Raw genomic sequence first — 18,281 nt, forward strand, 5'->3', positions numbered from 1 at the left:
TGCCCGAATAACCCCTGAATCGATCCGGGATCTTCGCGCTTTGCATGCAATTCATGCTGTTGGCGAATCTTCTAGAACCACTGGCGGATCGCCTCTCCCACGCCGTGCCAGAACGAGTCGGGAATCCAAAGCAAGCTGCCGGTCATGATCAGGTAGCGCAGGAACTTGCCGATCGCCATATAGCCCAGGCTTTGCCAGAACGGCATGCGCAACCATCCGGCCAACGTGCACAAAGGATCACCAATGCCCGGCAGCCACGACAGCAGCATGGTCGGCGGGCCATAGCGGCGCATCCAGCGGAAATATTTCGCGTCCAGCTTGGGCTTTTGGCGCTTGCGCGGATGCGGGCGGTGCGCGGCGTGTTCCAGTTCATGCTGGTGATGCTGGCGCCGTTGGCGGTAGCGCACCAGCGCCAGCTTGGCCGCGTAGCCCAGCCACCAGTCGATCGCGCCGCCCAGCGTATTGCCGGCCGTGGCCACGATCACGGCGGGCCAGAACATCTGCGGGTTCAGCTTCACATAGCCGAACACGGCCGGCTCGGACCCCAGCGGCAGCAACGTGGCCGACACCAGGCTGACCACGAAAATGGCCGGCAGCCCTACCTTGGGCAGTGCAATCGTGTCGAACAGCCAGTCGATAAAGGCTTCCATGCGTCGGATAACAGAGGGCGGCGAAGCGCAGAGTAACCCGCATGGCGACACCCCAGGTTTTGTGATTAACTGTTAGAGCCTGTAGCGGCGATTCGTTCATCGCGCCGCGTCGATGGGGCAAACCCGGCAGCACCAATATCACGAAATAGCCGTCTCAACCAAGCGGCAGTACCGCGTCGTGGCCTGTCCCGCGCAGTCGTCATTATCGGGATCGGCGGAGCTGGCCATGCGCGCACCACCCACATGGAGACAAGCATGGCAATTCCCATCCGCCTGACGGTCAATGGCAAGCCCGTTGACGCCCAGGTCGAACCCAACACCCTTCTGGTTCAGTTTCTGCGCGAGCAGCTTCGCCTGACCGGCACGCATGTGGGATGCGACACCGCCCAGTGCGGCGCCTGCACCGTGCATGTGGACGGCCGCGCGGTGAAGTCCTGCAACATGCTCGCGCTCCAGGCGGATGGCGCCAGCGTGACCACCATCGAGGGCCTTGCCGCCAATGGCGAAATGCACCCGATGCAACAGGCATTCCGCGAGTGCCACGGCCTGCAATGCGGCTTTTGCACGCCCGGCATGGTGATGGCGGCCACGTCGCTGCTGGCGCAGCAGCCCAATGCCGATGCGCAGACGATCCGCGAGCAGCTCGACGGCAACCTGTGCCGCTGCACCGGCTATCACAACATCGTGCGCGCCGTGCAGCAGGGGCAGGCCGCGATGCAGGCCGGTGGCGCCGCGCAGCGCGGCGAGCGCGCCGCGGTCAGCGCCGAATAAGGGAGGCCCGTCATGAACGCACCCGACAAACAGGCGCTGATCGGCGCATCCGTGCGCCGCAAGGAAGACTATCGCTTCCTCACCGGCAACGGCCAGTACACCGACGACGTCACGCTGCCGCACCAGAGCTACGCGTATTTCGTGCGCTCGCCGCACGCTCACGCGCGCATTCGTTCGATCGATACCAAAGAAGCGCTCGCCTCGCCCGGCGTGATCGCCGTGCTGACTGGCGAGGACATGGCCGCCGACAAGGTGGGCGGCCTGCCCTGCGGCTGGCTGATCCACAGCATCGACGGCTCGCCGATGAAGGAGCCGCCGCACCCCGCGCTGGCGCACGGCAAGGCGCGCCACGTGGGCGACCAGGTGGCGCTGGTGATCGCCGAATCGGTGCAGCAGGCACGCGACGCCGCGGAAAAGATCGACGTCGACTACGAGGAACTGCCCGCCGTGGTGAACCCCGCCGAGGCCGCCGCGGCTTCGACGCTGGTGCACGACGATGTGCCCGCCAACACCTGCTATACCTGGGGTCACGGCGACAAGGCCGCCACCGACGCGGCGTTCGCCAAGGCCGCGCATGTGACCACGCTGGAGATCGTCAACAACCGGCTGATCCCGAATGCGATCGAGCCGCGCGCGGTCAACGCCAGCTACACGCGCCAGGACGACGCCTACACCGTGTACGTGTCGAACCAGAACCCGCATGTAGAACGCCTGCTGATGGGCGCGTTCGTGCTCGGGCTGCCCGAATCGCGGCTGCGCATCATCGCGCCCGACGTCGGCGGCGGCTTCGGCTCGAAGATCTTTCTCTACCCTGAAGACGTCGCGCTGACCTGGGCGTCAAAGAAGGTCGGCCGCCCGGTCAAGTGGACGGCCGAGCGGTCCGAGTCGTTCCTGACCGACGCCCACGGGCGCGATCACGTGACCCGTGCCGAACTGGCGCTCGATGCGGACGGCAAGTTCCTGGCGATGCGCGTGCATACGGTCGCCAACATGGGCGCGTACCTGTCCACCTTCGCCAGCAGCGTGCCGACCATCCTCTACGCCACGCTGCTCGCGGGCCAGTACGCCACACCCGCGATCTACGCGGAAGTGCAGGCCGTGTTCACCAATACGGCACCGGTCGACGCATATCGCGGCGCGGGCCGGCCCGAGGCCACCTATGTGGTCGAACGGCTGGTCGAGGCCGCCGCGCGCGAAACCAACACCGACCCGGCCGCGCTGCGCCGCAAGAACTTCATCCGCACCTTCCCGTACGCCACGCCGGTCGGCCTGACCTACGACACTGGCGACTACGAGCCCTGCCTGGCGCGCGCCGAGGAACTGGCCGACGTGGCCGGCTTTCCCGCCCGGCGCGACGCCGCCCGCCAGCGCGGCAAGCTGCGCGGCCTGGGCTATTCCTGCTACATCGAAGCCTGCGGCCTGGCGCCTTCCAATATTGCCGGCGCGCTCGGCGCGCGCGCGGGGCTGTTCGAAGTGGGCGAAATCCGCGTGCATCCGACCGGAACGGTGACGGTGTTCACGGGATCGCACAGCCACGGCCAGGGCCACGAGACCACCTTCGCGCAGATCGTGGCAGACCGCCTCGGCATTGCGCTGGATGCGGTGGAGGTCGTGCACGGCGATACGGGACGCGTGCCGTTCGGCATGGGCACATACGGATCGCGCTCGCTGGCGGTGGGCGGATCGGCCATCATGAAGGCGCTCGACAAGATCGAGACCAAGGCCAAGAAGATTGCGGCGCATTTGCTGGAAGCGTCCGACACCGACATCGAATTCAGCGATGGTGTGTTCCGCGTGGCCGGCACCGACCGCACCAAGACCTTTGGCGAAGTGGCGCTGACCGCCTACGTGCCGCACAACTACCCGCTCGACAAGCTCGAACCGGGCCTGAACGAAAACGCCTTCTACGATCCGACCAACTTCACCTATCCGTCCGGCGCCTACATCTGCGAAGTCGAAGTCGATCCCGACACCGGCGAATCGCAGGTGGTCAAGTTCGTGGCGGTCGACGATTTCGGCAACATCATCAATCCGATGATCGTGGAAGGACAGGTGCACGGCGGCATCGGCCAGGGCCTCGGACAGGCGATGCTCGAACAATGCATCTACGATCCCGACAGCGGCCAGTTGCTGACCGGCTCGTACATGGACTACGCGATGCCGCGCGCGGGCGACCTGCCCGACTTCACGGTGGAAACCTCTCAAGGCACGCCATGCACGCACAATCCGCTGGGCGTAAAGGGCTGCGGCGAAGCAGGCGCCATCGGGTCGCCGCCCGCGTTCATCAACGCGCTGGTGGACGCGCTGTCGCCGCTTGGCGTGCATGACATACAGATGCCCGCCACGCCCCACCGCGTGTGGCAGGCCATCCAGGCCGCGCAATCCAGTGCGTCGTAACCGGGGAGATCGACATGTACGCATTTCAGTTTGAACGGCCCGCCGATGCCAAGTCCGCCGTGGCCCGCCTCAAGGCCGATGGCGATGCGAAATTCCTGGCTGGCGGCCAGAGCCTGCTCGCGGCGATGAAGCTGCGGCTGGCAGCTCCGTCGATGCTGGTCGATGTGGCGCGCATTCCCGGCATGGCCGACATCCGCGTGGAAGGCGACGCACTGGTGATCGGCGGCGCCGCACGCCATGCCGACGTCGCGGCCAATGCCGAGGTCCGCCGGCGCATTCCGTCGCTGGCGGTGCTGGCCAACGGCATCGGCGACCGCCAGGTGCGGGCGATGGGCACGATCGGCGGATCGCTGGCCAACGATGATCCGGCCGCCGACTATCCCGCCGCGGTGCTGGCGCTGAACGCCACGGTGGTCACCGACCGTCGCGAGATCGCCGCCGATGACTTCTTCAAGGGCCTCTACGAAACCGCGCTGGCACCCGACGAACTGATCACGGCGGTGCGCTTTCCATCGCCCGATCAGGCCGCCTACATCAAGTTCCGCAATCCGGCGTCGCGCTTCGCGCTGGTTGGTGTGATGGTGGCGCGCACTGGGGGTGCGGTGCGCGTGGCCGTCACCGGCGCGGCCGACAGCGTATTTCGCTCGACTGCACTGGAACAGGCGCTCGCGGCCAGTTTCACGCCGGCGGCGGCGCGCGCAGTGAAGATCGATCCTGCCGGGCTCAATGCGGATCTGCATGCGTCCGCGGCGTATCGCGCGCATCTGATTCCGGTGCTGGCGTCGCGCGCGGTGGAGCAGGCATCGAAGGGGTAGCCAGCCGCGCCGCGCCCTGCGCCCTTTTTCCAGGCGCCGTTCGGAAAAAGGGCGCGGGCGCGCTTCACAGCCGTCATCGCGAACCTCGGACTCAATGCTTCCCACCTCGATCGACCATACCCTCGCGCTGCTGGCCCGGCAGCAGTATTTCGCGGATCGCGAGACCGCCACGGTGCTGTATCTCGCGTTGCGCATGCAGCGCCCGCTGTTCCTGGAAGGCGAACCCGGCGTCGGCAAGACCGCGCTGGCCCACGCGATGTCCGGCATGCTTGGCACGCGCCTGCTGCGGCTGCAATGCTACGAAGGGCTCGATGCCGCCAGCGCGCTGTACGAATGGGACTATCCGCGCCAGATCATGGCGCTGCGGCTCGCTGAAGCACGCGGCGAGCGGCCCGAACAGCAGTCGCTCTATCACGACGACTTTCTGCTCAAACGGCCGTTGCTCGAAGCGCTGCTGCCCGACCCGGCCGCGCCGGGCACGCCGCGCGTGCTGTTGATCGACGAGATCGACCGCGCCGACGAACCGTTCGAGGCCTTCCTGCTCGAAGTGCTGTCCGAATACCAGGTGTCGATTCCCGAAGTCGGCGTGGTGCGCGCGGAACGGCCGCCACTGATCGTGATCACGTCGAACCGCACGCGCGAGGTGCATGACGCGCTCAAGCGCCGTTGCCTCTATCAATGGATGGGCTATCCGGAGCGCGATCGCGAGCTGCAGATCGTGGCCGCGCGCGCGCCCGAAGCGGCGGCTGCGCTGCAGCGCCAGGCGGTCGATTTCATCCATCGGCTGCGCGGCATCGACCTGTTCAAGGCGCCCGGTATCGCCGAAGCGATCGACTGGTGCCGCGCGTTGTCGGCGCTGGGCGTGACCGAACTCGATCCGCAATCGGTGCGCGACACGCTCGGCGTGCTGCTAAAGTACCAGGACGACCTGGCGCGCGCAGATGGACCCACGATCGCCGAACTGCTTGCCGCCGCGCCGGCTTCTGCCTGATATGGCGCACGCCGCACCGATCGTCCGCCAGGCCGCGCCTCACGCGCTGCCGATGCTGGCGCGCAATGTCACGCATTTCATGCGGCTGCTGCGCGGTGCGGGCTTCGGCCTGTCGCCCGCGCATGCCGTGGATGCGCTCGATGCGCTGCGGCATGTCGACATCGGCACGCGCGCCGAAGTACGCGCCGCGCTGGCCGCGCTGGTGCTGTCCGGGCCCGAGCAACGGCCGTTGTTCGACGCGGCCTTCGACCTGTTCTGGCGCGATCCCGACTGGGAAGGCAAGCTGCGCGCGATGCTGCTGCCGCGCGTGGATGCGGGCGCGCCGCCGCCCAAACGCAGCAATCGCCTGGCCGACGCGCTGGCCGCACGGCAGCCGTCGACGCCGAGACCGGCCCAGCCGCCGCGCGAGGAACACTTCACCGCGCCGCTGACCTTTTCCGGCCAGGAACGCCTGGCCAGCCGCGATTTCGAAACGCTGGACGCCGAAGAATGGCGCGCGCTGCAGCACTTGGTGCGCACACGCCGCGCGCATCTGGCGCTGCAGCGCACCCGGCGCCTGCGCGCGGCCGCCAGCGGCACGCACGCCGACCTGCGCGCGAGCGCACGACTGGCGGTGCGTCAACACGGCGAATGGCTGCGCTGGAAATTCCGCAAGCATGCCGAACGCAAGCCGCCGGTCGTGCTGCTGCTCGATATTTCCGGATCGATGAGCCAATACTCGCGCGCGGTGCTGTACTTCTGCCATGCGCTGATGCAATCGCGCGAACGCATGCATGTGTTCCTGTTCGGCACCCGGCTCACCAACGTGACGCGCGCATTGCGCGAACGCGATCCCGACGAGGCCGTGACGCTGATCACCGAACAGGTACGCGATTGGGCCGGCGGCACCCGCATCGGCGCCGCACTCGCCGCGTTCAACCGCCAGTGGGCGCGCCGCACGCTGTCGGGCCGCGCCACGGTGCTGCTGGTCAGCGATGGCATCGATCTCGAACATATCGAATTGCTCGATCAGGAAATGGCGCGGCTGCGCCGCTTTGCGCACCGCATCGTGTGGCTCAATCCGCTGCTGCGCTATGCGGGGTTTTCGCCACAGGCGCGCGGCATGCAGGCCATCCTGCCGCATGTCGATGCGCTGCGGCCGGCGCACAACCTTGAAAGTCTTTTCGCGCTGGAATCGCTGCTCGCAGACCCCGGCATCCGGCGCGCTGTTCCACCCGTGAGACAAACCAGCCTCGGCAAAGGAATCCCGCCATGGAAATGACCCAGACCCAACGCCTGCCGGTGCCGCAACAGGTGGCATGGGAAGCGCTGAACGACCCGGCGCTGCTCAAGCAATGTATCCCCGGATGTGAGAGCATCGAGCCCGATGGCGAAAACGCCTATCAACTGGTGCTGACCGCGGCGGTCGGGCCGGTCAAGGCGCGCTTCAAGGGACGCATGGCGTTGCAGGACATCCACGCGCCCGACAGCTACACCATCCAGTTCGACGGACAGGGCGGCGCGGCCGGATTCGGCAAGGGCTCTGCGAACGTGACGCTGGCGCCCGAAGGCGACGAGACGCTGCTGACCTACGTCGTGCAGGCGCAGGTGGGCGGCAAGATCGCCCAGATCGGCTCGCGCCTGGTGGATGCCGCTGCGCGCAAGATGGCCGACGCGTTCTTTGCGCGCTTCACCGAAGCGGTGGGCGGCAACGATAGTGGCAACGACGGCGACAGCGAAGCGCCGCACAGTGACAACAACGATACCCAGAGCAACGGGGCCGCCGGCGACAGTGACGCGGACGGCGAAGAGAATCAGGAAAAAAAGCGGAAACGATCATGGACAGCGTGGATCTCGAAGTCCTGAAGAGCAGCGTCAAGTGGCAGCAAGAAGGACATGGCGTATTGCTGGTAACGGTGGTTAGAACGTGGGGCTCGTCGCCACGTCCGGAAGGCGCCATGCTGGCGGTGCGTGACGACGGCCTGGTGGTCGGCTCGGTATCGGGCGGCTGCATCGAGGACGACATCATCTATCGCGTGCATCGCGAAGGCATCCGGGCCACACGCCCGGAAGCGATGAAATACGGCATCAGCGCCGAGGAAGCGCACCGCTTCGGCCTGCCCTGCGGCGGCACGATCGAACTCGTGGCCGAGCCGCTGGCGGCGCACAGCGGCATTGCCGAATTGCTCGCAGCCGTGGAAGGCGGCCGGCTGGTCGCGCGCTCGCTCGACATGGCCAGCGGGCGCGCCACGCTCGCGCATGCCGAAGCGGCCGATGGCCTGTCGTTCGACGGCAAGACGCTGCTGACGATTCACGGCCCCCGCTATCGCATGCTTGTGATCGGCGCGGGCCAGTTGTCGAAGTATCTGTGCCAGATCGCGGTGGGGCTGGGATTCCAGGTCACCGTGTGCGACCCGCGCGAGGAATACACGGAAACCTGGGATATCCCCGGCGTGACCATGGTGCGCACGATGCCCGACGACACCGTGATGGAAATGAAGCTCGACGAACGCTGCGCGGTCATCGCCCTCACGCACGATCCCAAGCTCGACGATCTGGCGCTGATGGAAGCGCTGCGCACGCCCGCGTTCTATGTCGGCGCGCTGGGTTCGCGCCGCAACAACCAGGCGCGGCGCGAACGCCTCAAGGAATTCGATCTGACCGACCAGCAGCTGGCGCGCCTGCATGGTCCCGTCGGCATCTATATCGGTAGCCGCACGCCGCCCGAGATCGCCATCTCGGTGCTGGCCGAAGTGATCGCCGCGAAGAACCACGTATCGCTGCCGGACATCCTGCAGGTGGAAGGCGCCAAGGCCGCACGCGAGATCGCGGCGGGCGAGGCCGAATGCCCGATCCTGCCGCAGGCGTCGCCTACTTCGACAACCACTTCCGCGACGTCGTCATGAGCAAACCCGCCCGCCCCGCGCTGACGCAGACCGACCTGCCGACCGGCATCCTGCTGGCCGCCGGATTCGGCCGCCGCTTTGATCCGCAGGGCTTGCGCAACAAGCTCCTGGAGAAAATGCCGGACGGCCGCACGGTGGCCTGGCGCAGCGCGCGCACGCTGGCGGCCGGACTGCCGAACTCGATTGCGGTGGTGCGTCCCGGACAGCCGGAACTGGCGGAAGAATTGCGACGCGGCGGCTGCCAGGTCATCGAGTCCGCCGCAGCCGAGGCAGGCATGGGCGCGGCGCTGCGGGCCGGCGTGGCGGCCAGCGCCGATGCACGCGGCTGGGTGGTGGCGCTGGCTGACATGCCGTGGCTGTCGATGGAACTGGTGCGCGCAGTGGCGCTGACGATCGCCGCGCGCGACACCATTGCCGCGCCGTGGCGCAACGGACAGCGCGGCCATCCGGTCGGTTTCGGCGTGGCGTGGCGCGACGAACTGCTGCGGCTCGATGGCGACGAAGGCGCTCGCGCGCTGCTCAAAACGCAGCCGGTCACGCGCGTGCTGACCGAGGACGACGGCGCGTTCCGCGATATCGACACACCGGCGGATCTGACGCCCAGTCCACTGCGCTAGGCAACAGCGAGCGCCTGCCGGAGCCAGGCGCCGGCAACGCGCTCATCAAGCGACGCGACTGCACCTTGGCCCAAGGCGCCCTTAGCCTGCGTTCAGCGACCGGTCAACCCCCGTCCGTATCCATCAACGCGCGCAGGTATTCGCTGCTCCACCAGTGCACATCCTGCTGGCGAATCCGTTCCAGCAATTTCTGATGACGCGCGCGGCGTTCCGACAGCGGCATGTGCAGCGCCTGCTGGATCGCCTGCGCCGTGGCGCGCGTGTCGTACGGATTGACCAGCAGCGCTTCCTTGAGCTGTTCGGCGGCGCCGGCGAAGCGCGACAGCACCAGCACGCCCGGATCGTCGGGATCCTGCGCGGCGATATATTCCTTGGCCACCAGATTCATGCCATCGCGCAGCGGCGTCACCAGCGCCACGCTGCTGGCGCGGCAAAGCCCCGGCAGCCGGCGCCGGGAGGTCGAGCGGTGGATATACCGCACCGGCATCCAGTCCAGTTCGCCGTATTCGCTGTTGATCGCGCCCGTGATGCCTTCCATGTCGCGCCGCAGGTCAGCATACGCATCGACCGATTCGCGCGACGGTGCGGCGATCTGGATCAGCGTGGCGCTGGAGCGGTTCTCGGGATACTCGGCCAGCAGGGTCTGGAACGCCTTGAGTCGCTGCGGCAGGCCCTTGGAATAATCGAGCCGGTCGATCCCCAGCAGCAGACGCCGCGTCGAGTACTGGCCGCGCATCATCTCGTAGGTTTCGGTCGCGTCCGATTCGCGGCCCAGCTCGATGAATTCGTCCACATCGATGCCGATCGGAAACGCCTGCGCGCGCACGGTGCGATGAAAAGCGCGGAAGCGATATTCGCCCATCGGCTCGGCGCCCGCCTCGCCTTGCACATAGCGCGAGAAATGATCGAGATCGGCCTGGCTCTGGAAACCCAGCAGGTCGTACGCGAACAACGCGCGCATCAGCCATTCGTGCTGCGGAATGGCCGCCAGGATCAGCGGCGGCGGCAACGGTACGTGCAGGAAGAATCCGATGCGCTGGCCGCAGCCGATGGCGCGTAGTTCCGAAGCCAGCGGGATCAGGTGGTAATCGTGGATCCAGATCACGTCGTCGGGCTTGAGCAGCGGCGCCAGCTTGCGCGCGAACAGCTGGTTCACGCGCCGGTAGGCGTTCAGGTTGCCGCCCGAATCGAAATCGGCCAGGTCGACGCGATAGTGGAGTACCGGCCAGAGCACGCCGTTGCTGTAGCCGAGGTAATACGAATCGTGATCCTCGCGGCTCAGGTCCACGGTGGCCAGCGTCACGTTGCCGGCCTGCGTCTGATGCAGTTCACCTTCGCCTGGCGTGCCGCCGTGCGCCGCGTCCACCACCTTTCCGCTCCAGCCGAACCACAGGCCGCCAGTCTTGTTGAGCGCCTCGGAGAGCGCCACTGCAAGCCCACCCGCCGCATGGTTGCGCGGATCCGCGACCCGGTTCGATACCGCTACTAGTCTGCCCATATGTACGTTATGTGGTTGCCAATCCTTTCTTCAGATCACGGTGTCCCAGGGTGCCGACAGCCGCATGGCACCGTTGATCAGGCCGACCATCGAATAGGTCTGCGGGAAGTTGCCCCACATCTCTCCGGTGATCGGGTGTGTGTCCTCCGAGAGCAATCCAAGCGGATTGCGCGCGGCCAGCATGGCCTCGAAGATCTCGCGCGCCTCTTCGCGCCGGCCAATGCGGGCCAGCGCGTCGATACGCCAGAAGGTGCAGATATTGAAGGCCGTCTCGGGCTTGCCGAAATCGTCCGGTGCCTCGTAGCGCCGCATGTATGGCCCATCGCACAGCGATTCCTCGAGCGCCTTCACGGTCGAGACGAAGCGCGGATCCTTCGGGTCGATGAAGTTGACCTCGGCCATCAGCAGCACGCTGGCGTCCAGTTCCTTGCCGCCGAAGCTCTCGGCGAAGGCCTGCCGCTGCTCGTTCCACGATTCCTCAAGAATGCGCGTCTTCATGCGATGCGCGTGGTCGTGCCAGTACGCGGCACGCGCGGGCTGCTCCAGCTTGACGGCGATCTTGGCCAGGCGGTCGCACGCCACCCAGCTCATCAGCGCCGACGAGGTGTGAATGCGCGCACGCGTGCGCAATTCCCACATGCCCGCGTCGGGCGTGCCGAACACGCGCACCGCCTGCTCGCCCACGTCCTCGAGCCTGCGGAATTCGGCCGGGCCGCCGCGAAACAGCAGGCGGTGATCGTGAAACGCCTGCGCGGCGGCCAGCACCACGTTGCCGTAGACATCGTGCTGGAAGTGTTCCTGCGCCTGGTTGCCGACGCGCACCGGGCCCATACCGCGATAACCGCCCAAGTGGTCGAGGATGCTTTCGGGCAGTTCGCGCTCCAGCCCGATGCCGTAGAGGGGCTGGATATGGCCGTCCTGCGACTGCATCACCACGTTCGAGAGCCAGCGCAGATAGTCTTCCATCGTGCCGACTTCGGACAGGCTGTTCAGCGCGCGCACCACGAAAAACGCGTCGCGCAGCCAGCAGTAGCGGTAGTCCCAGTTGCGTCCGCTGCCCGGCGCCTCGGGAATGCTGGTGGTCATCGCCGCCACGATCGCGCCCGTTTCCTCGTAGAGCGACATTTTCAGCGTGATGGCCGCGCGGATCACCGCTTCCTGCCATTCGCGCGGCACCGCGAGCCGGCGGCTCCACAGGCGCCAGTACGCGGTGGTTTCCTGTTCGAAATCGCGCGCGATGTCTTCCACGCTGTGCGTGAGCGTTTCATCGGGCCCGAGGATGAAGTTGTAGCCGCGCGTGACCAGGAACGGCGTCTGCGACAGCACGTAGGCCAGCGGCGCATCGGTGGTCATGCGCAGTGTCATGTCCTCGCCGACGTAGCGCACGTGGCTGCTGCCGCGCGTGACCTGTGGCTTGGTGCGTCCCCAGTTGAAACGCGGCGCGACGGTCACGCGCACGCGCGGCGCGCCGTGGATCGGCCGGATGCGCCGCACCAGCGTCAGCGGCCGGAAGTAGCGGCCGAGCCGGAAAAAGCGCGGGCAGAAATCGGTGATCTCGAGGCAGCCGCCATGGCGGTCGATCAGCCGCGTGCGCAGCACGGCGGTGTTCGGCTCGTACCACTGCGTGGCCTCATGAAAGTCTTCGATCTCGATGTTGAAATGCCCGGCGTTCTCGCTGGTGTCCAGCAACGCGTTGAACACCGGATCGCCGTCGAAGCGCGGCATGCAGCACCACACGATGCGTCCGCGCCCATCCACCAGCGCGGAAAACGCACAGTTGCCGATCATGCCCAGCGACAGCGACGGTTCGGCCTGGCGACAGGAATCGTCCGAATCGGTGTTGATCGCGGGCGCCTCGGTGGCAACCGTGGGGTTGAGGTTGGCAGGTTCACTCACTACAGGTCCTCCCTGTCTGGCGATGGGGGTGAGAGGGAATGCTGACCGTTGCGCTGCGCCATCTGCTGAGTCAGTGCATGCGCACAACGGTGCAGCCAGCTGCGCAGGGCGGCAGGCCCTGTCACGCTGACCGATGCGGCGGTGGCGCGCTGGCCGACCAGCACGCCGATGCCGCCAAGTTCGCGTACCACGCTGAAGCCGGCTTCATCGGTGACGTCATCGCCGGCGAACACGGGCAGGCGGCCGGCAAACGGCGGCGAACGCATGAACGTGGCAATCGCGCCGCCCTTGTCGACACCGGCCGGCTTGATCTCCACCACCATCTTGCCGGGCAGCGCTTCCAGGCCGACCGCATCGCGCAGCACGTCGGCCACGGCCGCGCGCACCAGCGGTTCGAGTTCCGGAACCTGCCGGTAATGAATCGCCACGGCGACCGATTTTCGTTCGAGCTGCAGCCCCGGATGGCGCGCCACAAGTGCCTCCAGATGGGGCAGTAGCGGGCCGATGCCGGGCGCCGGCGGGCGCACGATGCGCTCGGCGCCGTTACGGAATTCCGCGCCGTGCACGCCCGCGGCAGGCAGGCGCAACGGCTGCAGGAAGTGATCGAGCTCGGCCACGGGCCGGCCGGAGACAATCGCCAGCGCGCCATCGAGGCAGACATGCAGCGCACGCAGCGTGCCGACCAGTTCCGGTTCGACCTGCACCAGCTCGGGGCGCGGCGCGAGGTCCGCCAGCGTGCCGTCGAAGTCCAGAAACAGCGCGGTATTGGGTTCGATAAGAGGTAGCGGGGGCATCGCGTGAAACCGTAACACGTCGATTTGACGAGCGTCCACCGGGCGCTGTCCTACAACAGTGGCCTTTGCGGCACGTTTGCGCTGCGGACCCGTTGGCCGGGGCCGCCCGTGCGCCATCCATTATCATTGGCGCTTTCCGCCGATTTTTCCGGCTTTTTTTGCCACCGCGCCGTGGCAATCGCAGACATGACCCGCACCCCAGCCCAGCCCGACTATTTGAAGAAGATCCTGACCGCCAAGGTGTACGACGTGGCCCAGGAAACCGAGCTTACCTATGCGAGCGCGCTGTCGGCGCGCACCAACAATGCGGTGTGGTTCAAGCGCGAGGACACCCAGCCCGTGTTCTCGTTCAAGCTGCGGGGCGCGTACAACAAGATGGCGTCCCTCGCGCCGGAAGAGCTCAAGCGCGGCGTGATCGCGGCATCGGCCGGCAACCATGCGCAGGGGGTGGCCCTCTCGGCCGCGCGGCTGCAGTGCAAGGCGATCATCGCGATGCCCACCACCACGCCGCAGGTGAAGATCGACGCGGTGCGCGAGCGCGGCGGCGAATGGGTGCAGATCGTGTTGCACGGCGATTCGTACAGCGACGCCTACCTGCACGCGGCCGAGCTGGAAAAGAAGCACAAGCTGACCTTTATCCATCCGTTCGACGATCCCGACGTGATTGCCGGCCAGGGCACCATCGCGATGGAAATCCTGCGCCAGCATCCGGGCCCGATCCACGCGATCTTCGTCGCGATCGGCGGCGGCGGCCTGATTTCCGGCATCGCGTCGTACGTCAAGGCCGTGCGCCCGGAGATCAAGGTGATTGGCGTGCAGACCTACGATTCGGACGCGATGAAGCGTTCGATCGACGCCCGCAAGCGCGTCGAGTTGAAGGACGTGGGCCTGTTCTCCGACGGCACCGCCGTGAAGCTGGTCGGCAAGGAAACCTTCCGCATTACGCGCGAGCTGGTCGACGACATCATCCTGGTCGACACCGACGCGATCTGCGCGGGCCTCAAGGATGTCTTCCAGGACACGCGCAGCATCCTGGAACCGGCCGGCGCGCTGGCCGTGGCGGGCCTGAAGGCCTACGCCGCGCGCGAAAAGCTCAAGAACCAGCACCTCGTGGCGATCGCCTGCGGCGCCAACATGAACTTCGACCGCCTGCGCTTCGTGGCCGAACGCGCCGAGGTGGGCGAAGCGCGCGAGGCGATCTTCGCCGTGACGATCCCCGAGGAACGCGGCAGCTTCAAGCGCTTCTGCGAGCAGGTTGGCACGCGCAGCGTGACCGAGTTCAACTACCGCATCGCCGACACCGGCGTGGCGCATATCTTTGTGGGCGTGCAGATCGCCAGCCGCGCGGAAAGCGACAAGATCGCCGCCAATTTCCGCCGCCACGGTTTCGACACGCTGGACCTGTCCAATGACGAGCTGGCCAAGCAGCACATCCGCTACATGGTCGGCGGCCATTCGCCGCTGGCGCACGACGAGCTGCTGTATCGCTTCGAATTCCCCGAGCGGCCGGGCGCGCTGATGCGTTTCCTGTCGAGCATGAGCCCGAACTGGAACATCAGCCTGTTCCACTACCGCAACCAGGGCGCCGACACCTCGAACATCCTGGTCGGCATCCAGGTGCCGAAAAACGAGAAGCGCGCATTCCGCAGCTTCCTTTCCACGCTCGGTTACGTACACTGGGACGAGACCGACAATCCCGTCTACAAGCTGTTCCTGTCCTGAATCGAATCATGACGCTTCCTGAGCACTCGCCGCTAGGCAAGGCCTCGGCCTACAAGACCGAATACGATCCCACCCTGCTGTTTCCGATTCCGCGCCAGGCCAAGCGCACGGAAATCGGCCTCGATGAAGGCAAGGCGCTGCCGTTTTTTGGCGTCGACATCTGGAATGCCTACGAGGTGTCCTGGCTCAATCTCAAGGGCAAGCCGCAGGTGGCGCTGGCCACGTTCATCATTCCGGCCGATACGCCGAATATCGTCGAATCGAAGTCGTTCAAGCTGTATCTGAATTCGTTCAACCAGACCAAGCTGGCATCGGCCGAAGCGCTGCAGCAGATGCTCCAGCGCGATGTCTCGGCGGCCACGGGCGGCACGGTGCAGGTGCGGCTGGTGACCGAGGCCGATCTGGGCACGCAGAAGATGGGCGAACTGGACGGCCTGCTGCTGGACCGGCTCGACATCGAGACCGACATCTACGAGCCGGACCCGACGCTGCTCAAGGCCGATCAGGAAGAGTCGCCCGTGGAGGAATCGCTGGTGTCGCATCTGCTGAAGTCGAACTGCCTGGTGACGGGCCAGCCTGACTGGGGCAGCGTGCAGATCCGCTACGTGGGCGCACCGATCGACCAGGAAGGCCTACTCAAGTATCTGATCTCGTTCCGCAACCACAACGAGTTTCACGAGCAATGCGTCGAGCGGATCTTCACCGACGTGATGCGCATGTGCAAGCCGGTAAAACTTGCGGTCTACGCGCGCTACACACGTCGTGGCGGGCTCGACATCAACCCGTTCCGCACCAACTTCAACACGCCGTGGCCCGATAACCGGCGCAACGCGCGGCAGTAAGCACCGCACCGGCAGGCGTTTCCTGCCGCCCTCGCCGTCACTGCGTTGCGCGGGATCCCGCGCAACGCGCGTCGCTCAGAACTCCGCGTGCGCGCGGATGCCGATGAATTTGGCCGGTCCGCGATCGCGGTTGTAGCCCGGGTTTCGCACGTACTGGAAATCCGGGCTCAGGCTCAGCGTCTTCCACACGGCAATGCTGTAGTAGACCTCGAAGACCTGTTCTGGCCCATAGCGCAGCGCGCCATCGCCAAGGAACGCGCCCAGTCCGCCGGCGGCCAGGTAGCTGCGGTGCGATGATCCCAGCATGTTCACCGCCACCGCAATGCCCAGTTCGTCATTGGGACGGCCCCATGACGCGCCCTTGAGCGTGCCGCCGCCCGACACCTGCCGGCCGATTTCCGTGAACGCGTAAGTTTCTGTCTTGTCATCGGACCAGTTGGCGCGCACGAACACGCCGGCGCCGTCGGCCACTTCCTGCAGCAGCGCAACGCCGACACCCATCTTGGTGTGCTCGCGGCGCACGTCGCCCACATCGGGCGTCACGCCGTTGGCCTGGCCGAATGCGATCGCGTCGTTGAAGGCGCCCATGTTGGCCTTGTTCCGCCACAGCAGCAGCCGCGCCTGCCCGGGGCGGCCTGCGATGGCATAGCGCTTTTCCAGTTCCAGCATCTGGCCGTAGTGCTCGAACAGCCGCGTGTCGAGCGCGCGGCCGTTCGATTCCTGCGGCTGCAGGAAATGCCCGAAGCGCGCCGACCAGCCATCGCCGATGTATTCGATGGCCGCGCCCCAGTCGTAGCCGCGCGAATCGGCCGGGTAATCCCAGGAGCCGTGCGTCATGAACGACCAGTTCATGAATTGCGTGCGCGGGTCCGACCAATAGGGATTCACGTCGAACACATCGATCACGCCGAAGTTGCCGGCGGTCAGCACGACGCGCTGCTTGTCGACGGTACGCGCGAACTGGTTGAAATCGGCCTCAAGCGTTTCCTCGCCGCCGCCCATGCCCCAGTACTGCCGGATAAAGGCGCGGGCGCGATAGACCTTCGGGCTCGTGCTGGCCGTCTTGGCCAGTTCGCCATTGGACAGGCCGCCCATGCCGTGCAACTCGGAAAATGGCACGCCCTGTGCCACCTCGGGGTTGAGGTGGAATTCGGCTCCCTTCCAGAGCCGCAGGCCCAGGTCAAACGTGGCGGTGAACGAATAGCTCTTGGCACGATTCGGCGTCAGGCTGTTTTCCCCGGAGTACGCGGCGCCGAACGACGGCTTGCGCTGCCAGATGTAGGTGGTCTGGCCGTGGAAAGCGAACGGGCTTTCCAGATCGTTCACCAGCGGCACGCTGGCCGCAGGCGGGTTCACGGCCGTCGTTTCCTGCGCCTGGGCCGCCCACGGCAATGCCGTACTCGCGACGATGCAGGCGGCGAGGTGACGGACAAAGCGAGGGCGCGGCCGCGGCATGGCGGCCAGGAAACGGAAACGCAGCATAGGAAACCCGGGATGCGGATGCACCAACCACGGGCACCCTTCTGGACAGGCGCGAGCATAGCCAAGCCCACATGACATGTCTACCTCGCTTTGCTGCGTTGCAGCATTCCTCCAACGCTTGCTTTATCAACACGTGCCGGTGAAGCCAAGCCGACGTTGTAACGGATCTTGTATTAATTAATTCGAAAATTAATATTGAGCGGAATTCGCTGACTTCGACGTATCTGAACCGGTTCCGATGCCTGCTCGCACGCCACCCGATCCACCGCGCCGCCCTGGCCGCCCTGCCGCGCAGGCAGCCGACGCCGGCCAGCGCGACCGCCTGATCGACGCCGCCGTCACGCTGTTTGCCCGCCACGGCGTGGCGGCGACGTCGACCAAGGCCATCGCCGCCGGGGCTGGCGTCACGCCCGCGCTGGTCCACTACTACTTTGGCGACCGCGACGCGCTGCTCGACGCGATCTTCGAAGAACGGCTGCAGCCGCTGATCGAGCATGTCTTCGGGACGCTCCAGGCCGGTCCGCCCGACCCCGTCGCACGCATCCAGGCGCTGGCCGGTCAGTTGATCCGCACCGCGTCGGCCACGCCATGGTTTCCGGGCCTGTGGATCCGCGAGATCGTCGGCACCGAGGGCCAGTTGCGCGAGCGGCTGTTGCAGCGGGTGGCCCTGCAACGCGCGCAGTTGATCATCAATCCGCTGGCGGCCGCCCATGCGCAGGGCCGCCTAAATCCCGACCTGGAGCCCGCGCTGGTGATGGTGTCGCTGATCGGACTGACGCTGTTGCCGCTGGCCACCACGCATATCTGGCGCGCTTTGCCCGGCGCCGCTGACATCGACACCGACACGCTGGTGCGCCACGTCACCGCCCTGCTGGGCCACGGCCTGTCCGCGCCGCCCAAGAACCCTGCCTGAACCTGGTA

Annotated in this window: 16 protein-coding genes; 11 read left to right on the forward strand and 5 right to left on the reverse strand. The window is 66.4% G+C overall.

The genetic code is table 11. The features are described 5' to 3' along the window. Nucleotides 1-71: 71 nt before the first annotated feature. Nucleotides 72-650, reverse strand: coding sequence for a YqaA family protein (locus tag F7R19_RS09745; RefSeq protein WP_150980121.1), 579 nt, complete (start codon nt 648-650; stop codon nt 72-74). Between the two features lie 255 nt (nt 651-905). Here F7R19_RS09745 and F7R19_RS09750 point away from each other — a divergent pair, with 255 nt between their 5' ends. The 8 genes from F7R19_RS09750 to F7R19_RS09785 all read left to right on the forward strand — a co-directional run bounded on the left by F7R19_RS09750 (nt 906) and on the right by F7R19_RS09785 (nt 9,126). Beyond that, nucleotides 906-1,421: a (2Fe-2S)-binding protein gene (locus F7R19_RS09750; RefSeq protein WP_150980122.1), complete on the forward strand. Its 516-nt coding sequence runs from the start codon at nt 906-908 to the stop codon at nt 1,419-1,421. A gap of 12 nt (nt 1,422-1,433) precedes the next feature. Continuing rightward, entirely contained in the window at nt 1,434-3,818 is a 2,385-nt protein-coding gene (locus tag F7R19_RS09755; protein ID WP_061958651.1) for a xanthine dehydrogenase family protein molybdopterin-binding subunit, read from the forward strand. A 14-nt stretch (nt 3,819-3,832) separates the two neighbouring features. Continuing rightward, nucleotides 3,833-4,633 carry an FAD binding domain-containing protein gene (locus F7R19_RS09760; protein WP_150980123.1) on the forward strand — a complete coding sequence of 267 codons (801 nt, stop codon included), beginning with the start codon at nt 3,833-3,835 and terminating at the stop codon, nt 4,631-4,633. A 94-nt stretch (nt 4,634-4,727) separates the two neighbouring features. Beyond that, nucleotides 4,728-5,624 carry an AAA family ATPase gene (locus F7R19_RS09765; RefSeq protein ID WP_150980124.1) on the forward strand — a complete coding sequence of 299 codons (897 nt, stop codon included), beginning with the start codon at nt 4,728-4,730 and terminating at the stop codon, nt 5,622-5,624. Nucleotide 5,625: 1 nt separating this feature from the next. Further along, nucleotides 5,626-6,885 carry a vWA domain-containing protein gene (locus tag F7R19_RS09770; protein WP_150980125.1) on the forward strand — a complete coding sequence of 420 codons (1,260 nt, stop codon included), beginning with the start codon at nt 5,626-5,628 and terminating at the stop codon, nt 6,883-6,885. Then, entirely contained in the window at nt 6,876-7,469 is a 594-nt protein-coding gene (locus tag F7R19_RS09775) for a CoxG family protein (RefSeq protein ID WP_061958655.1), read from the forward strand. Before F7R19_RS09770 ends, F7R19_RS09775 begins: the two co-directional genes overlap by 10 nt. Then, the gene (locus tag F7R19_RS09780; protein ID WP_061958656.1) at nt 7,442-8,509 is read left to right on the forward strand and encodes an XdhC family protein; all 1,068 of its coding nucleotides are present in this window, start codon (nt 7,442-7,444) and stop codon (nt 8,507-8,509) included. The genes F7R19_RS09775 and F7R19_RS09780 overlap by 28 nt, the downstream gene beginning before the upstream one ends. Then, complete coding sequence (locus tag F7R19_RS09785; protein WP_061958677.1) at nt 8,506-9,126, forward strand: nucleotidyltransferase family protein; 621 nt, start codon at nt 8,506-8,508, stop codon at nt 9,124-9,126. Before F7R19_RS09780 ends, F7R19_RS09785 begins: the two co-directional genes overlap by 4 nt. Nucleotides 9,127-9,229: 103 nt before the next feature. Here the strand turns inward: F7R19_RS09785 and F7R19_RS09790 are convergent, their stop codons facing one another. The 3 genes from F7R19_RS09790 to otsB are packed head-to-tail and all read right to left on the reverse strand — an operon-like array spanning nt 9,230 to nt 13,314. Further along, nucleotides 9,230-10,624 (reverse strand): alpha,alpha-trehalose-phosphate synthase (UDP-forming), encoded by a 1,395-nt coding sequence (locus F7R19_RS09790; RefSeq protein WP_061958657.1) that lies wholly within the window; start codon nt 10,622-10,624, stop codon nt 9,230-9,232. A gap of 30 nt (nt 10,625-10,654) precedes the next feature. Next, the gene (locus F7R19_RS09795; protein ID WP_061958678.1) at nt 10,655-12,469 is read right to left on the reverse strand and encodes a glycoside hydrolase family 15 protein; all 1,815 of its coding nucleotides are present in this window, start codon (nt 12,467-12,469) and stop codon (nt 10,655-10,657) included. A gap of 50 nt (nt 12,470-12,519) precedes the next feature. Further along, complete coding sequence (otsB, locus tag F7R19_RS09800; RefSeq protein WP_150980162.1) at nt 12,520-13,314, reverse strand: trehalose-phosphatase; 795 nt, start codon at nt 13,312-13,314, stop codon at nt 12,520-12,522. A gap of 186 nt (nt 13,315-13,500) precedes the next feature. Here otsB and ilvA point away from each other — a divergent pair, with 186 nt between their 5' ends. Continuing rightward, the gene (gene ilvA, locus F7R19_RS09805) at nt 13,501-15,036 is read left to right on the forward strand and encodes a threonine ammonia-lyase, biosynthetic (protein WP_150980126.1); all 1,536 of its coding nucleotides are present in this window, start codon (nt 13,501-13,503) and stop codon (nt 15,034-15,036) included. 8 nt (nt 15,037-15,044) lie between these two features. Then, nucleotides 15,045-15,878: an NADPH-dependent 7-cyano-7-deazaguanine reductase QueF gene (gene queF / locus F7R19_RS09810; RefSeq protein WP_061958659.1), complete on the forward strand. Its 834-nt coding sequence runs from the start codon at nt 15,045-15,047 to the stop codon at nt 15,876-15,878. Between the two features lie 75 nt (nt 15,879-15,953). Here queF and F7R19_RS09815 read toward each other — a convergent pair whose 3' ends face one another. Beyond that, on the reverse strand, nt 15,954-17,360 hold the full coding sequence (locus F7R19_RS09815) for a carbohydrate porin (RefSeq protein ID WP_150980127.1): 1,407 nt from the start codon (nt 17,358-17,360) through the stop codon (nt 15,954-15,956). A 238-nt stretch (nt 17,361-17,598) separates the two neighbouring features. Between F7R19_RS09815 and F7R19_RS09820 the strand changes: the two genes are divergently transcribed. Beyond that, nucleotides 17,599-18,273, forward strand: coding sequence for a TetR/AcrR family transcriptional regulator (locus F7R19_RS09820; protein WP_061958662.1), 675 nt, complete (start codon nt 17,599-17,601; stop codon nt 18,271-18,273). Nucleotides 18,274-18,281: the final 8 nt, after the last annotated feature.

The organism is Cupriavidus pauculus, from assembly GCF_008801835.1.
In the GTDB taxonomy this organism is placed as follows: domain Bacteria; phylum Pseudomonadota; class Gammaproteobacteria; order Burkholderiales; family Burkholderiaceae; genus Cupriavidus; species Cupriavidus pauculus.

What these genes read in the sequence shown, in the direction of transcription:
- F7R19_RS09745 (WP_150980121.1), bottom strand. Translation starts at nt 650, where the DNA reads ATGGAAGCCTTTATCGACTGGCTGTTCGACACGATTGCACTGCCCAAG.
- F7R19_RS09750 (WP_150980122.1), top strand. Translation starts at nt 906, where the DNA reads ATGGCAATTCCCATCCGCCTGACGGTCAATGGCAAGCCCGTTGACGCC.
- F7R19_RS09755 (WP_061958651.1), top strand. Translation starts at nt 1,434, where the DNA reads ATGAACGCACCCGACAAACAGGCGCTGATCGGCGCATCCGTGCGCCGC.
- F7R19_RS09760 (WP_150980123.1), top strand. Translation starts at nt 3,833, where the DNA reads ATGTACGCATTTCAGTTTGAACGGCCCGCCGATGCCAAGTCCGCCGTG.
- F7R19_RS09765 (WP_150980124.1), top strand. Translation starts at nt 4,728, where the DNA reads ATGCTTCCCACCTCGATCGACCATACCCTCGCGCTGCTGGCCCGGCAG.
- F7R19_RS09770 (WP_150980125.1), top strand. Translation starts at nt 5,626, where the DNA reads ATGGCGCACGCCGCACCGATCGTCCGCCAGGCCGCGCCTCACGCGCTG.
- F7R19_RS09775 (WP_061958655.1), top strand. Translation starts at nt 6,876, where the DNA reads ATGGAAATGACCCAGACCCAACGCCTGCCGGTGCCGCAACAGGTGGCA.
- F7R19_RS09780 (WP_061958656.1), top strand. Translation starts at nt 7,442, where the DNA reads ATGGACAGCGTGGATCTCGAAGTCCTGAAGAGCAGCGTCAAGTGGCAG.
- F7R19_RS09785 (WP_061958677.1), top strand. Translation starts at nt 8,506, where the DNA reads ATGAGCAAACCCGCCCGCCCCGCGCTGACGCAGACCGACCTGCCGACC.
- F7R19_RS09790 (WP_061958657.1), bottom strand. Translation starts at nt 10,624, where the DNA reads ATGGGCAGACTAGTAGCGGTATCGAACCGGGTCGCGGATCCGCGCAAC.
- otsB (WP_150980162.1), bottom strand. Translation starts at nt 13,314, where the DNA reads ATGCCCCCGCTACCTCTTATCGAACCCAATACCGCGCTGTTTCTGGAC.
- ilvA (WP_150980126.1), top strand. Translation starts at nt 13,501, where the DNA reads ATGACCCGCACCCCAGCCCAGCCCGACTATTTGAAGAAGATCCTGACC.
- queF (WP_061958659.1), top strand. Translation starts at nt 15,045, where the DNA reads ATGACGCTTCCTGAGCACTCGCCGCTAGGCAAGGCCTCGGCCTACAAG.
- F7R19_RS09815 (WP_150980127.1), bottom strand. Translation starts at nt 17,360, where the DNA reads ATGCTGCGTTTCCGTTTCCTGGCCGCCATGCCGCGGCCGCGCCCTCGC.
- F7R19_RS09820 (WP_061958662.1), top strand. Translation starts at nt 17,599, where the DNA reads ATGCCTGCTCGCACGCCACCCGATCCACCGCGCCGCCCTGGCCGCCCT.